15 protein-coding genes are annotated in these 13,020 nt (G+C 68.3%); 9 read left to right on the top strand and 6 right to left on the bottom strand.

The genetic code is table 11. The annotated features are described in order from the left end of the window. The first annotated feature begins 64 nt into the window (after positions 1 to 64). Together RSO68_RS14800 and slyA are read left to right on the top strand one after the other, a co-directional pair. Complete coding sequence (locus RSO68_RS14800) at positions 65 to 1,276, top strand: DUF5924 family protein (RefSeq protein WP_390882418.1); 1,212 nt, start codon at positions 65 to 67, stop codon at positions 1,274 to 1,276. A 181-nt stretch (positions 1,277 to 1,457) separates the two neighbouring features. After that, a complete protein-coding gene (gene slyA / locus RSO68_RS14795; RefSeq protein ID WP_089849553.1) occupies positions 1,458 to 1,901 on the top strand; it encodes a transcriptional regulator SlyA in 444 nt (147 codons plus the stop codon). A 6-nt stretch (positions 1,902 to 1,907) separates the two neighbouring features. Here slyA and RSO68_RS14790 read toward each other — a convergent pair whose 3' ends face one another. Continuing rightward, the gene (locus RSO68_RS14790) at positions 1,908 to 2,453 is read right to left on the bottom strand and encodes a preprotein translocase subunit YajC (protein WP_315587145.1); all 546 of its coding nucleotides are present in this window, start codon (positions 2,451 to 2,453) and stop codon (positions 1,908 to 1,910) included. 107 nt (positions 2,454 to 2,560) lie between these two features. On the opposite strand from RSO68_RS14790, the gene RSO68_RS14785 reads away from it, so the two are divergent. After that, positions 2,561 to 3,007: a universal stress protein gene (locus RSO68_RS14785; RefSeq protein ID WP_089849549.1), complete on the top strand. Its 447-nt coding sequence runs from the start codon at positions 2,561 to 2,563 to the stop codon at positions 3,005 to 3,007. A 124-nt stretch (positions 3,008 to 3,131) separates the two neighbouring features. On the opposite strand, the gene RSO68_RS14780 is transcribed toward RSO68_RS14785, so the two are convergent. Beyond that, positions 3,132 to 5,069: an ATP-binding cassette domain-containing protein gene (locus RSO68_RS14780; RefSeq protein WP_315587144.1), complete on the bottom strand. Its 1,938-nt coding sequence runs from the start codon at positions 5,067 to 5,069 to the stop codon at positions 3,132 to 3,134. Positions 5,070 to 5,184: 115 nt separating this feature from the next. Between RSO68_RS14780 and RSO68_RS14775 the strand changes: the two genes are divergently transcribed. Both RSO68_RS14775 and RSO68_RS14770 read left to right on the top strand, forming a co-directional pair. Further along, a complete protein-coding gene (locus RSO68_RS14775; RefSeq protein WP_315587143.1) occupies positions 5,185 to 6,072 on the top strand; it encodes a TatD family hydrolase in 888 nt (295 codons plus the stop codon). Position 6,073: 1 nt separating this feature from the next. Then, positions 6,074 to 6,628, top strand: coding sequence for a hypothetical protein (locus tag RSO68_RS14770; RefSeq protein WP_315587142.1), 555 nt, complete (start codon positions 6,074 to 6,076; stop codon positions 6,626 to 6,628). A 36-nt stretch (positions 6,629 to 6,664) separates the two neighbouring features. Here RSO68_RS14770 and RSO68_RS14765 read toward each other — a convergent pair whose 3' ends face one another. Beyond that, complete coding sequence (locus RSO68_RS14765; RefSeq protein ID WP_315587140.1) at positions 6,665 to 7,258, bottom strand: elongation factor P hydroxylase; 594 nt, start codon at positions 7,256 to 7,258, stop codon at positions 6,665 to 6,667. 202 nt (positions 7,259 to 7,460) lie between these two features. Here RSO68_RS14765 and RSO68_RS14760 point away from each other — a divergent pair, with 202 nt between their 5' ends. The 3 genes from RSO68_RS14760 to RSO68_RS14750 all read left to right on the top strand — a co-directional run bounded on the left by RSO68_RS14760 (position 7,461) and on the right by RSO68_RS14750 (position 10,714). After that, positions 7,461 to 8,852 (top strand): MATE family efflux transporter, encoded by a 1,392-nt coding sequence (locus RSO68_RS14760; RefSeq protein ID WP_315587197.1) that lies wholly within the window; start codon positions 7,461 to 7,463, stop codon positions 8,850 to 8,852. Then, positions 8,824 to 9,900 (top strand): DUF3080 family protein, encoded by a 1,077-nt coding sequence (locus RSO68_RS14755; protein WP_315587139.1) that lies wholly within the window; start codon positions 8,824 to 8,826, stop codon positions 9,898 to 9,900. Before RSO68_RS14760 ends, RSO68_RS14755 begins: the two co-directional genes overlap by 29 nt. Positions 9,901 to 9,997: 97 nt before the next feature. Continuing rightward, on the top strand, positions 9,998 to 10,714 hold the full coding sequence (locus tag RSO68_RS14750; RefSeq protein WP_089849537.1) for a hypothetical protein: 717 nt from the start codon (positions 9,998 to 10,000) through the stop codon (positions 10,712 to 10,714). 15 nt (positions 10,715 to 10,729) lie between these two features. Here RSO68_RS14750 and tusA read toward each other — a convergent pair whose 3' ends face one another. Continuing rightward, positions 10,730 to 10,981, bottom strand: coding sequence for a sulfurtransferase TusA (gene tusA, locus RSO68_RS14745; protein ID WP_089849535.1), 252 nt, complete (start codon positions 10,979 to 10,981; stop codon positions 10,730 to 10,732). A 42-nt stretch (positions 10,982 to 11,023) separates the two neighbouring features. Here tusA and RSO68_RS14740 point away from each other — a divergent pair, with 42 nt between their 5' ends. Further along, positions 11,024 to 11,314 (top strand): antibiotic biosynthesis monooxygenase family protein, encoded by a 291-nt coding sequence (locus RSO68_RS14740; RefSeq protein ID WP_089849533.1) that lies wholly within the window; start codon positions 11,024 to 11,026, stop codon positions 11,312 to 11,314. Positions 11,315 to 11,350: 36 nt separating this feature from the next. Here the strand turns inward: RSO68_RS14740 and rlmM are convergent, their stop codons facing one another. Both rlmM and RSO68_RS14730 read right to left on the bottom strand, forming a co-directional pair. After that, a complete protein-coding gene (rlmM, locus tag RSO68_RS14735) occupies positions 11,351 to 12,418 on the bottom strand; it encodes a 23S rRNA (cytidine(2498)-2'-O)-methyltransferase RlmM (protein WP_315587138.1) in 1,068 nt (355 codons plus the stop codon). Then, a complete protein-coding gene (locus tag RSO68_RS14730) occupies positions 12,402 to 12,845 on the bottom strand; it encodes a DUF2721 domain-containing protein (RefSeq protein ID WP_315587137.1) in 444 nt (147 codons plus the stop codon). Before RSO68_RS14730 ends, rlmM begins: the two co-directional genes overlap by 17 nt. Between the last annotated feature and the right edge of the window lie 175 nt (positions 12,846 to 13,020).

Here is a 13,020-nt window from a genome sequence, read left to right as displayed (position 1 = left end):
TCCTCCAGCATGGCAGGTAGAGAGCGGCTCACCCGGCAAGAGGCCATACTGGTAAGATGCGGCCATGACGCGAGCGCCCCACACCGATCTCCCCTCTCTATCGACAGAGCCGCCCTCCGCCGAGCCACCTGCCGACGGGCCACCGTCGCGGCTGGCGGTCTGGCAGGCGCACCTAGAGCGCCTGATGGAATGCCTGAGGCCCTGGCGCTGGCTGTGGCCACCGATGGCCCTGGCGGCGGGCCTGGCCAGCTTCTTCCTGGTGGAGCGCCAGCAGTGGCTGGGAGCCATGCTGGCGCTGGGCATGCTGATGGCCTGGATCCTGCTGCTCTCCGAGAGCCTGATCGGCCGCCTGCTGGAGCGCCGCGGCTACCCGGCGCTGCCCCGCGGGGTAACCGCCTTCATCGCCCAGCTGATCCACCAGGAGACCCTGTTCTTCGTCCTGCCGTTCCTGCTGGCCACCACGGTATGGCACAGCGGCCAGGCGCTTTTCACCCTGCTGCTCCTGGCCATGGCGCTGCTGTCGATCCTAGACCCGCTCTACTACCGAATGGCCGAGCGTCATCGCTGGCTCTACTTCGCCTTCCACGCCCAGTGCGTGTTCGTGGTGGTGCTGGTCACCCTGCCGACCCTGCTGCAGCTGACCACCGGCCAGAGCCTGGTGCTGGCCACCGTTGCCATGCTGCTATTCAGCCTGCCGAGCCTTATGCAGCTGCTGCGCCCGCTGAGCACGCCCCGCGTGCTGGCGATGCTGGCCCTGCTGCCGCTGCTGGCGGGCGCCGCCTGGGCCGGTCGGGCCTGGGTGCCACCCGCCAGCCTGTGGATCTCGGGCAGCGCGCTCTCTCCGGCCTTCGTGCGCCAGGCACGCCATCCGCTGGGCAGCACGCCGCTGACCCCGGCGGCCCTGACCGGCCAGGGGCTCTATGCCTACACGGCGATCCATGCGCCCCGCGGCCTGAACGAGGAGATCGTGCACGTCTGGCGGCACGACGGCGTGGAGGTCGACCGCATACCGCTGGCGATCCGGGGCGGGCGAGCGGCGGGCTACCGGGCCTGGAGCCACAAGCAGAACTTCCCCGAGGATCCGAGCGGTGACTGGCGCATCGACGTGATGACCGACAGCGATCAGCGCATCGGGGTGCTGCGCTTCACCGTCAGCGACGACAGGGAAGCGGCCACCCTGGCCGACGGCACGATCCAGGCACCCTCCGGCATGCCCGGCCTGGACATCCGCGGGCTGCTGCCGCAGCCCGCGTCGGCCCGCGACGGCGACCGTTGACGGGAGAATGATCACCACAGGGAGCGTTGATGAAGGGAGGGTCGGCAAAGGGCGATATACGCAGGGCGCACAGTAGAGGGGCACGCGATGCGGGGTGTCGCCGGTGAAATGGTAAGCCTGCTTGCATTTCACGCCAGTGGTTCCGACAATCCCGTCAGACTTCCCGCGGATGCACAGACCCATGCCCCAGAACATCGGCTTCCAGCTGTCTCGCGTGCCGCGCCTGTGGCGCGCCGTCCTCGACCGCCGTCTGGCCCCCCTGGGCTTGACCCAGACGCGCTGGATCACCCTCTATCACCTGTGGCGCCTCGGCGACGGCCAGCCCCAGTGCGACCTGGCCCGAGCCATCGGCGTCGAGGCGCCGTCGCTGGTGCGCACCCTCGACCAGCTCTCCGAGCAGGGGCTGATCGAGAGGCGCGGCTGCGACCAGGATCGGCGCACCAAACGCATCTTCCTGACCGACGAGGCCACGCCGCTGCTCCAGCAGATCGATGCGGTGGTCGATCAGGCCCGCGCCGAGATGCTGGCCGGCCTCGATGCCGAGGACGTGGCGCACCTGACGAGCCTGCTGTCACGCATCGAGGATAACGGCCTGGCGATCCAGGCCCGCGAAGCCCAGGAGTGAGCGGCCTCAGCGCGGCATCGAGGGCGTATCCGCCTGGCCGCTTGGCCGGTTGCCGCCCGGCCGATCGGGGCGCCCAGAGAGGGCATCGCGCAGCGCCGTGAGCCTTGCCAGCAGCGGCGACAGGGCCTCGATCGCCACTGTCTCCTCCCACCACAGGGTCAGGGCAAGGCTGCCGGACTCCAGCACCAGCGCGTCCCCGGGCAGCCCCGCCAGGGCGTCCTCGAGTCGTGCCAGGGCCTCGACCGGCAGCGGGCGCAGCGGCTCGACGCGCCAGCGCCAGCCCTCCCGGAGGGGCTTCAGCGAGGCGCTGGCCGCCTCGTCGCGCACCAGCACGAAATCCGGCCCTGGGTGCCGCTGGGAATAGGCCCAGCGGTAGGCCGCCATGGTCCCGCGCACCCCGTGAAGGGGCGGCGACTCGAACCTGACCGTCACGTCCGCCTGGCGAGCCGCCGTGCGCAGCCTGCCCATGCGCCGCTGAGCGGGCGAGGGCTTGAGCCACATCACCGGAGCAAAGACCAGTCCGACGATGGCGATGATGAGTAACCAGACCATGGCGGTCTCCTCGCTGAATATTGACGCAAGTCGTTGTCTTGTCTTACAAGGCGTCCTAGAGTTGAAGCACCATCAGACACGCTGGACGCGGTACGGAGAGTCACACCATGAGCAATGAATATCGTCATGTCCTGGTCGCCGTCGACCTGACCAAGGACTCCCACAAGGTCCTCGAGCGCGCGATGCAGATCGCCGATCGCAACGAGGCCAAGCTGTCCATCATGCACACCCTGGAGCCGCTGGGCTTCGCCTACGGCGGCGACATCCCCATGGATCTCACCAGCATCCAGGACCAGCTCGACGAGCATGCCAAGCAGCGTCTCGCCGAGATCGCCGACGGCCACGTCGACCGCGAGAATCAGCACGTGGTGGTCGGCATGCCGGACACCGAGATCCACCGCTTCGCCGAGGAGCAGGACGTCGATCTGATCGTGGTCGGCTCCCACGGCCGGCACGGCTTCGCCCTGCTGCTGGGCTCCACCTCCACCGGCGTCCTGCATGGCGCCCAGTGCGACGTGCTCGCCGTGCGGGTCGGTGCCAAGAGCGAGGAGTAACCCGCCGAGACGACCCCGCGATCCCCCTTCGGAAAGGCGCCCCTCGGGCGCCTTTCTCGCATCTAGGCCCGATTCACCGGGCCGCGGGGAACACCGGCGCTGCCCGCCGGCGCGCCCGCAACCGTCACTCGCCGGCGGCCATCGCCTCCAGCTCCATCCAGCGCTCCATCGCCGCGTCCAGCGCGGCCTGGGTGTCGTGAAGCGACTGCAGGGTCGCGGCGACGGTCTCGGCCTCCTGCTGATAGAAGGACGGCGCTCCCACCTGCTCCTCGAAGGCCGCGACGTCCGTCTCGAGTCGCTCGATCTCGGCGGGCAGGCCATCGAGTTCGCGCTGCAGCTTGTAGGAGAGCTTGACGCGCTTGGGGGCCGTCGGCGACGGGGCCGCCTCGCTCTGCGCCCTGGCTTCACTCTCCTTGCTGGCCGCCTCGGCCGTCGGCTCGACGCCCTGGCGGGCCGCCCCCTCCCAGGGCGCCGGCGGCAGCTTGCCGCCCTGACGCACCCAGTCGGTGTAGCCGCCCACGTACTCCTGCACCCGGCCCTCACCCTCGAAGGCCAGCACGCTGGTCACCACGTTGTCCATGAAGGCCCGGTCGTGGGAGACCAGCAGCAGGGTGCCATCGAAGTCGAGCAGCAGCTCCTCGAGCAGCTCCAGGGTCTCGACGTCCAGGTCGTTGGTCGGCTCGTCGAGCACCAGCACGTTGGCCGGCTGGGTGAACAGCTTGGCCAGCAGCAGGCGGTTGGACTCGCCGCCGGAGAGCGCCTTGACCGGCTGGCGCACGCGATCCGGGGTGAACAGGAAGTCCTGCAGGTAGCTCATCACGTGGCGGTCGCGCCCGCCCACGCTGATGCGATCGCTGCCCTGGGCGACGTTGTCGTAGACGGTCTTCTCCGGCTCCAGGCCGGCGCGCAGCTGGTCGAAATAGGCCACCTGCAGCTTGGTGCCGAGCAGCACCTGACCCTCGCTGGGCTCGAGCTCGCCGAGCAGGATCTTGAGCAGGGTGGTCTTGCCGGCGCCGTTGCGACCGATGAAGCCGAGGCGATCGCAGCGCTGGATCTCCAGGCTGAGGTCGTCGATCACCACCTCGTCACCGAAGCGGTGGGTGACGTGGGAGAGCTCCACCACCCGCTTGCCGCTGCGCGCGCCGCTGTCCACGGAGAGCGCGGCCTTGCCCTGGCGCTCGCGACGCTCGCTGCGCTCATGACGCAGCTGCTGCAGCGCCCGCACCCGGCCCTCGTTGCGGGTCCGCCGCGCCTTGATGCCCTGGCGGATCCACGCCTCCTCGCGGGCGAGCTTCTTGTCGAACTCGGCGTTCTCCCGGGCCTCGATCTCCAGCTCGTGCTGCTTCTGTTCCTGGTAGGCGGCGTAGTCACCCGGGTAGCGGCCCAGGCGCCCGCGATCGAGCTCGAGGATCGCCGTGGCGAGCTTCGAGAGGAAGGCCCGGTCGTGGGTGATGAACAGCACCGCGCCATTGAAGTCGGCGAGCTGCTCCTCCAGCCAGGCGATGGTGTCCAGGTCCAGGTGGTTGGTGGGCTCGTCGAGCAGCAGCAGGTCGGGCTCGGCGACCAACGCCCGGGCCAGGGCCACGCGGCGTCGCCAGCCGCCGGAGAGATCGGCCATGGCGGCATCTTCGGGAAGTCCCAGCCGGGTCAGCACCACGTCGATGCGCTGATGGAAGGACCAGCCGTCGATGGCCTCGATGCGAGTCTGCAGCTTGGCCATGCGATCCATGTCCGGATCGTCGTCGTGAATCAGGTGATGGTACTCGGAGAGCAGCTCGCCGGCCTCGGGGAGGCCCTGAGCCACCACGTCGAAGATCGTCTGCCCACAGGCATCCGGCAACTCCTGGGCGAGCACGCCGATCTTCAGCCCCGGCGCGCGCCAGATGTGGCCGCTGTCGGCCTGGATCTCCCCCGACACGATCTTCAGCAGGGTCGACTTGCCGGTGCCGTTGCGCCCCACCAGGGCCAGGCGCTCGCCCTTCTCCAGCACCAGGTCGGCGCCGTCGAGCAGTACGTGGGTACCGTAAGCCAGTTGCAGCTGTTCCAGTCGTAGCAGGGTCACGCGTTCACCTCGTCGTTCATCAAGGGCGCCAGTGTAACGCATGGTCGGGCCGACGTGGCCCCACCCCCGCTCTCCCGGGTACAATGCGCGCCCGCTTTCACAGGAGTGTTCCGCCGTGGCCGACGCGACGCCCCCCTTCGACGACGTGCTGCCCGAGGCGCTGAGGCTGTGTTCACCGGCCCCGCTGGTCGACATCGGCGCCAACCTGACCCACGAGAGCTTCGCCCGCGACCTCGAGGCGACGGTCCAGCGTGCCCGGGCCGCCAACGTGACCACGCTGATTCTTACCGGTACCGATCGAGAGCACGCCGAGCAGGCCGTGGCGCTGGCGCGCCGCTACCCGGGGGTCTACGCCACGGCCGGCGTGCATCCCCACGATGCCAGCCAGTGGTCGCCGAGTCTCGCCGCCGCCATGAGCGAGCTCCACCAGGCCCCGGAAGTGGTCGCGGTGGGCGAATGCGGCCTGGATTTCAATCGCAACTTCTCGACCCCCGCCGAGCAGGAGCGCGCCTTCGAGGCCCAGCTCGGCCTGGCGGCCCAGAGTGGCAAGCCGCTGTTCCTCCACGAGCGCGATGCCGGACGGCGCATGCGTGAGATGCTCCAAGCCTGGCGTGACGACATCAATGACGCCGTGATCCACTGCTTCACCGCCGATCGCGAGACGCTCTACGGTTACCGGGACCTCGACCTGCACATCGGCCTGACCGGCTGGCTGTGCGACGAGCGCCGCGGTCATCACCTGCGCGAGCTGGTCGGCGAGATTCCCCTGAATCGGCTGATGGTGGAGACCGACTGCCCCTACCTGCTGCCGCGTAATTTACCTGCCAAACTCAAGGGCAGGCGCCACGAGCCGGCCCTGCTGCCCTGGATCGTGCGCGAGATCGCTTACTGGCGGGGCCTGGACGAGGCCGAGCTGGCACGGGCCACCACGGCCACCGCCCGCGCCTTCTTCCGCCTGCCGAAGGGCGCGACGCCCCCCGACACCGAACGAGAGGAATGCTGACATGGCCGGTTCCGGCAATAACGAGACGCCCGGTTTCATCGCCGTGGAGACCGGCGACGACGACGGCCTGCCGCTGGCGATCGCCTGGACGCTCACCGACGGGCGCATCAAGCACACGCTGATCCAGCCCGACGACGACTGGCTCGACAGCGAGATGCACTCGCTGGGCGGCTACAGCATGGAGGAACTCACCAGCATCGGCGTGAGTCCGCTGGACGTGATCCGCGAGCTGGAGAACGACCACTTCAACCAGACCCTATACACCGCGGGCGTCGGCGACGACGAGGCGGCCATCTCGCGCCTGTTCGACACCTATGGCCTCGATCCCTTCGTGGAGCTGGCCCCTGCCGAGAGCCTCTATGGCGACCTGGAACCCGGCGACTGGCCGCGCGCCCGCGGCGATCTGTTCGGCGAGCTGGGCCTCGAGCCGCTGCGCCCGGAGCACGAGGTGGAGGTGATGCTGCACCTGCACCAGCGCCTCTCCCCGGACGCCGAGGCCCGCGAGGCGATCCCCTTCGATGGCCGGCTGATGGATGGCGACGACATCGACGACTGACGCGTTGCGCCGGCTTCGCCAGGCAGCGACGACTGCCTACTCGACCGTCTCGAGCCGCCGCGGCCCCGCCGGCCCCGCCGGCGTCTCCGGCTCGAGCAGGGCACGCCCGGCGGCTACGGCGGCCGCCAGGCTCGCGCCCTCGCGGTAGTAGGCCGCCAGCGTACGCCGGAAGGCCGCCGCTCGCCCGGGCAGTCCCTCGTGCAGGTAGCGCTCGGCACGCGCCTCGACCCGCGCCCGGAAGCCCTCGCGATCGACCTGGACCTCGCCCAGGTTGTCGACGCTGACGTTGAAGGGCAGCCCACAGGCCTCGGCGAAGAGCCGCTCCAGCGCCTGGGGCGCCACCTCGACCGATTCGAACTGGCGCTGCTGGTCGGCATCGCGACCGTAGGGCAGGTACCAGTAGCCGTAGTCCTCGAGCTCGCGGCGCCGCGCCCCGGCGATGCACCAGTGGCTGATCTCGTGCAGGGCGCTGGCGAAGAAGCCGCGGGCGAAGATCACCCGATGCCAGGGGCTCTGCGCATCCGCCGGCAGGTAGAGCGGCTCGTCGCCGCCTCGCACCAGCCGAGTCCCGAAGGTCGGCTGGAAGAGGCCGTCGAACAGGGCGATGACATCCTCGAGTCGGTGGCTCACGCGGGCTCCCGGGCAGTGGCAAAGGGGGCCATTATAGGCGCCGGAGGCGCGGAGCGAAAATCGCTGCCGCCTGATAGACTGAGCGCCTTTACGGCGCGCGTCGCGGATCGACGGCGCACTCCCCACTGCTGCATGGAGCCTCGCCTTGGTGCCGTTTTCCTCACGCCTGCTGGCCGCCAGCCGCAGGGAGACCCCCGCCCTGATGCGCCTGGCCCTGCCGATCTGCGGCGCCCAGCTGGCCCAGGCCGGCATGAGCGTCGTCGATGTAATGATGACCGGGCGGCTCAGCGCCACGGACCTGGCGGCGGTCTCGGTCGGTGCCAGCCTGTGGATGCCGCTGATGCTGTTCATGACCGGCACCCTGATGGGGCTGACGCCCATCGTCGCCCAGCTGCTCGGCGGCGGGCGCACCGCGGGCATCCGGCCCAGCGTCCACCAGGCGCTATGGGTAGCCCTTGTGCTGGGCATCGTCGCCGCGTTGCTGCTGTGGAGCGTGGTGATGCCGATCTTCCGGCTGATGGCGGTGCCCGAGGAGGTCGCCAGCCGCGCCACGGCCTACCTGGCGGCCCTGGCCTTCGGCATGCCGGGGGTGGCGCTGTTCCAGGCGCTGCGCGCCTTCTCGGACGGCATGAACCACACCCGCCCTTCGCTGTGGATCAGCCTGGTGGGGCTCGCCGTCAACATCCCCTGCAACTTCGTGCTGATCTACGGCGGCGACGGCCTCACGGGCCTGTTCGGCGCCGGGCTGCCCGCCTGGCTGCAGGGTCTGCCCGCCCTCGGCGCGCTGGGCTGCGGCATCGCCACGGCGATCTCCATGTGGGTGATGTGCCTGGCCATGGTCGCCTATACCCGACGCTCCAGGGCCTACGGCGACGTCGACCTCTGGCAGGCGCCCTCCAGGCCGCGCTGGCCGCTGATCGGCGAGCTGCTGCGCGTGGGGGTACCGATCGGGGTGGCGATCTTCGTCGAGGTGACGCTGTTCACGCTGATTGCGCTGTTCGTGGCCAGCCTCGGCGAGATCACCGTGGCGGCCCACCAGATCGCGCTCAACTACACCTCGATACTCTTCATGCTGCCGCTGTCGCTCGGCATGGCGCTGACCGTACGGGTGGGCAATACCCTCGGCCAGGGCCGCCCCGAGCAGGCGCGGCTGGTGGCTTGGAACGGAATATTGGTGGCACTGGGCGTGGCGGGGCTCAATAGCCTGCTGCTGTGGCTCACGGCCGAGCCGGTAATCGCGCTCTACACTCACAACAGCGAGGTGGCGCGCCTGACCCTGTCGCTGGTCGGCCTGGCGATGATCTACCAGGTCTCGGACTCGCTGCAGGTCAATCTGGCCGGGGCCCTGCGCGGCTACAAGGACACCCGGATCATCATGCTGATCACCCTGCTGGCCTACTGGCTGGTGGGGCTGGGGGGCGGCCACTGGCTCGGCCAGGTCGGTCTCGCCGACTGGATCAAGCCGCTGGGCGTACACGGTTACTGGATCGGCCTGGTCGCCGGCCTGACCACTGCCGCGATACTCTTGGGCGAACGACTCAGGCGCATCAGCAAGGCGAGGACCCATGACACGATCGAGACTTCCGGCGATTGAGCGCAGGCGTCGCCGCCCGGGACGTTGCCTGCTGCTGGCCGTGGCGTTGACGCTGCTTGCCGGCTGCGGCGAAGGCAACAGCGAGGCGCTGCTGGGTGACTACCAGCAGCATCTGGCCGACACCCTGGACCTCGAGGCGCCGACCCGAGCCTCCCCGGACAATATCGGCGCCTTTCCCGAACGCGACCAGCGGCTCTTCGAGGTCGCCGAGACCCGCGAAGGGATGCTCGACATCTATGCCCTGCGCGACTGCCATCTCCCCTCCCTGGTGGCGGGACGCAACAATCAGTTGGGACGAGTGGCACCGCCCAGCCAGCGCTGGCTCTACGAGCTCGAGCTGTGGCGGCGACTCAGCGAGTGCTGGAACACCGAGGTGCCGGCAACGCTCTCCGACGCCAGCCGCGAACGGCTCTCGCGCCTCACCGACATCAAGACCGAACAGCTGCCGCGGGTGAGCTGGAATGCCCTGTTCGCCTCCGAGGAGTGGGTCAAGAATTTCTCCCGGGCCAGTTCGCCCCTCGCGCCCGAGGCCCTCGACGAGACTCGGCCGCGCAGCGCGGCCCTGGCCTACCTGCGTGAGGCGACCCTGCGTCAGTTCGATCCCGACTGGGCCGCCGACTCTGCCACCCTAGAGAGCCATTTCAAGACGCTGCAGGAGCGCCCGTTCTCCGCCGAGCTGCTGCGCACCCTGCTGCTGGCCGAACAGCGACTGGGTGAGGCCTCGACGCTGATCGAGCAGGCGCTGGCCCGCCCCGATGGGCAGGCCTGCCCCGCTGGGCTCGAGGGGCTGACCCGCTCCCCGGAGGCCGCACGCCTGACCGAGTGGCTGGCGGCCCTGGAGCGCTCGGCCCGCCATTGGCTCGAGGCCATCGACGCCCTGCTCGACGCCCAGGTGGCGCCGCCGCCGGCAGTGGCCGAATATCGCCGCGCCTGGCTGTCGCTGAGCCATCCCGAGGCTCCCCTGCCGGCCTTCATGGAGGCCCGCGATCACCATCAGGCGCTGCTGTCTCGCCTCGCCCGTCGCTGCCAATCCATCCCCGGGACTTAACCTCGGCAATCACTCTGTGCTATTGATGAAGCTACAGTGACGCAGTGCGCTGCTGACCAGGCCGATGCCGCGACCATGCAGCACTTGGAGGGACATCATGGGAATCCCGCAGTCACATCGCAGCGCTCGAGTCATCGACCTCGAGGCCATGCGCCAACGCCAGCTGGCACGCCGCCGGCTGATTCGCCTGTCACCCGAGCTGGATAATCTGGAGATGGTCTATCGCCTCTCCTCGGATGGCGACACCCTCTACGGCATGCCCCTGCTGGCGTGGGGATTACAGGAAGATGGTGAGGTGGTGGGCCTGGTGCCCTGGATGGAGGCCCTGACGCCCTGTCACCGCCTCGATGACGCCGAACACGGCCATTTCGTCGGCTATCGCGACCCCGAGACCGAAGAGCTCTTCGAGCAGGCGCCGGAGCACAAGGTGCTGGAGCTCGAGCATGCCGCGGCCTACTTCGACTACGAGGAGACCGACGAGACCACGCTGATCCAGCAGCTCCCGGAGACGCAGGGGACCCATGCCCTGTGCATGGACGAGGGCGATGCGCCCTGGCAGCTCAAGCAGGTCTTCGGCTGGCGACTCTACAGCGACGGCGCGGTGGAGGCCCTGCTCGCCGATGAACGCCTCGTCAAGACGACGCCGATCCTGCCCGGCGACCCCTGCCTCTATCCCGGCCATAGCCAGCACAGGGTGGTCTACTTCTTCCAGCGTCAGATCGCCAGCCGTATCCGCGAGGAAGATCCCACCACCCTCGAGGCACTGGCCCTGATGGTCATGCCCGGCAGCGACTCGGCCCCCTCGGCCGAGTGACGAGCCGGGCGCGTCTCAGCCGAGCCGGATCACATAACGATAATGGCCGTCGTCCTCGTGCTGATAGATAAGCTCGTGACCGAGAAAACTGCAGAACTTGGGAATATCCCGCGTCGTGGCCGGATCGCTGGCCACCACCTCGAGCACCTCTCCGGGGCTCATGTCGCGCACCCGGTTGTGCATCAGCATGATCGGTTCGGGGCAGTAGAGCCCGGTAGTATCGAGCCGTGCGTCAGTGGGCGGCAAGGAATCCGCTGAATCAACCATCGATGACCTCGTTGCAGGACAGGAAAGTAGGAGAGTTACCGGATGATCAAGATCATTATCGAACGTCGTATCATGCCCGGCCTGGAAGAAGAATACGAGGCGGCCGCCCGGGATGCGATTCGCCACTCTCTTGGTGCACCGGGCTTCATCGGGGGCGAGAGCCTCGTGGAGTTCGGCCACAGCGATCGGCGCTTGATGATCACCAAGTGGCGCGACCTGCGCGCCTGGAAGGAGTGGCACCAGAGCGAGACCCGTGCCCGAGTCATGCAGGGCCTGCTGCCGCTGCTGACCGAGGATGAGCGCATCAGGATCTATGCGGCGACCAGCGTCTGATGGCCGCCGCCAGCACCCGAGACGCGATGAGTGCCTTCAATCCCGGAGCCGCACGTGCACCGTCACCTCTTCACGGTCGTGGTAGAGGTGGCGGCACGCCACCTGCGCCCGCACTCCGGCCTCGGCAAGGGCCGACTCGAGCCGTGACAAGCAGTCGTTGACCTCCTGCCAGCGCCGCTTCATCGGCAGCTTGAGGTTGAACACCGCCTCCCGGCACCAGCGGCGCACCAGCCAGCGCTGCACCATCGACATGACCCGCGACGGCTGATCGACGATATCGCAGACCAGCCAGTCAAGCTGCCCGGGAGGCGCCCAGACGAAGCCGTCCTCGCGCAAGTGCTCTACCATGCCGGTGGCCATCAGTCCCTTGTCCATGGGGCCATTATCGATGGCATAGACATGCATGCCACGCTGCACCAGCTGCCAGGTCCAGCCCCCCGGAGCCGCGCCCAGGTCGGCCGCCTGCATGCCCTCGCCCAGCCGCTCTTCCCATTCGTCTCTCGGCACGAACTCGTGCCAGGCCTCTTCCAGCTTGAGCGTAGAGCGGCTGGGGGCTGCATGGGGAAAGCGCAATCGCCGAATGCCACCCAGCAGTTCGCTGCGGTTGCCAGGAAAGCTCATGCCCAGCTGAACGCGATCCCCGTCACTCCACAGCAGGTGCAGTCGACGACCACCCGCCTTGCGCCGCAGCGCGCCACGCTTTTTCAGCATCGATTCCAGCGGACGCTTCAGCGCCTTGATCAGGCCGGCCAGGGCCTTGGCCTCGTTGGTATCCGGAGTCTCCTGCCACAGCGCCTCGAAGCTCCATCCGCTAGCCTTCACCTGCTCGAGGATCGGCGAAAGCCGGTCCTCCCGGGAGAGCGACAGCGGTGGCAGGGCCACCAGGCTCTGGCGCGCGAACACCAGGCCAGAAAGCGGCAGGTCCCGATGCAGCCCGTTGGCCGGCTCGTCACCCTCGGTCAGGAAACGTACGAAGCCCCCATCGGGACGATACTCGGTCGTCCCGGGACGGCCCAGAGCAGAAGCTTTGTCAGTGATCTCGGCGGCCAGGTCCGGCTCGAAACCCGGACGGCAGTAGAGCAGCAGTTCACTCGGCGTGGTCATGGTGTTCCTTGCTCGACAGTGATCGCCGGGAACCGGAGGCCACCAGCGCCTCGATGTCCTGGAGCTGGACATTAAGGGCATTGGTGGATATCTGGATCTCCCAGCAGGAGTAGATCAACGAGACGGAGAGCAGCACCAGGCTAGCCCCGAACAGCACCACCCCCGGCAGGTCGAGAGAGAGAAAGAGCGCAAACATCGAGAGGGTGCAGAACAGGAAGCTCAGCACGCCGGCCAGCTGCATCCGTTTAGTCAGGGAAATACGCCGGCGCAGCAGCACGATCTGCTTGGCATTGCCCTCGTGGTGCTGGGTTCGCTCCTCATCGGCCAGCTTGCGGATCAGCTGGGCCAGGGTGAGGAAACGATTGGTATAGGCCAGCAACAACAGCGAGATGGCAGGAAACAGCAGGGCGGGAGTGGTCAGCGTCACGGGTATCTCCGGGATGATGGCTGCGCTCATGGCGACAGGCAACGCTGTCGCGGACTGAACATGAAAAAACCCCGAGCTCTTATGAGCTCGGGGTTTTTTCGGAATAGGTGCCTGACGATGACCTACTCTCGCATGGGGAGTCCCCACACTACCATCGGCGCTGATCGGTTTCACT

This window comes from Halomonas saccharevitans (genome assembly GCF_032333995.1).
Taxonomy (GTDB): Bacteria; Pseudomonadota; Gammaproteobacteria; order Pseudomonadales; family Halomonadaceae; genus Halomonas; species Halomonas saccharevitans.
This window is presented reverse-complemented; position numbering and strand designations above follow the sequence as displayed.

Excerpts from the sequence above, each read along its gene's own strand:
- RSO68_RS14800 (WP_390882418.1), top strand. The coding sequence starts at position 65 with ATGACGCGAGCGCCCCACACCGATCTCCCCTCTCTATCGACAGAGCCG.
- slyA (WP_089849553.1), top strand. The coding sequence starts at position 1,458 with ATGCCCCAGAACATCGGCTTCCAGCTGTCTCGCGTGCCGCGCCTGTGG.
- RSO68_RS14790 (WP_315587145.1), bottom strand. The coding sequence starts at position 2,453 with ATGGTCTGGTTACTCATCATCGCCATCGTCGGACTGGTCTTTGCTCCG.
- RSO68_RS14785 (WP_089849549.1), top strand. The coding sequence starts at position 2,561 with ATGAGCAATGAATATCGTCATGTCCTGGTCGCCGTCGACCTGACCAAG.
- RSO68_RS14770 (WP_315587142.1), top strand. The coding sequence starts at position 6,074 with ATGGCCGGTTCCGGCAATAACGAGACGCCCGGTTTCATCGCCGTGGAG.
- RSO68_RS14760 (WP_315587197.1), top strand. The coding sequence starts at position 7,461 with ATGCGCCTGGCCCTGCCGATCTGCGGCGCCCAGCTGGCCCAGGCCGGC.
- RSO68_RS14755 (WP_315587139.1), top strand. The coding sequence starts at position 8,824 with ATGACACGATCGAGACTTCCGGCGATTGAGCGCAGGCGTCGCCGCCCG.
- RSO68_RS14750 (WP_089849537.1), top strand. The coding sequence starts at position 9,998 with ATGGGAATCCCGCAGTCACATCGCAGCGCTCGAGTCATCGACCTCGAG.
- tusA (WP_089849535.1), bottom strand. The coding sequence starts at position 10,981 with ATGGTTGATTCAGCGGATTCCTTGCCGCCCACTGACGCACGGCTCGAT.
- RSO68_RS14740 (WP_089849533.1), top strand. The coding sequence starts at position 11,024 with ATGATCAAGATCATTATCGAACGTCGTATCATGCCCGGCCTGGAAGAA.
- rlmM (WP_315587138.1), bottom strand. The coding sequence starts at position 12,418 with ATGACCACGCCGAGTGAACTGCTGCTCTACTGCCGTCCGGGTTTCGAG.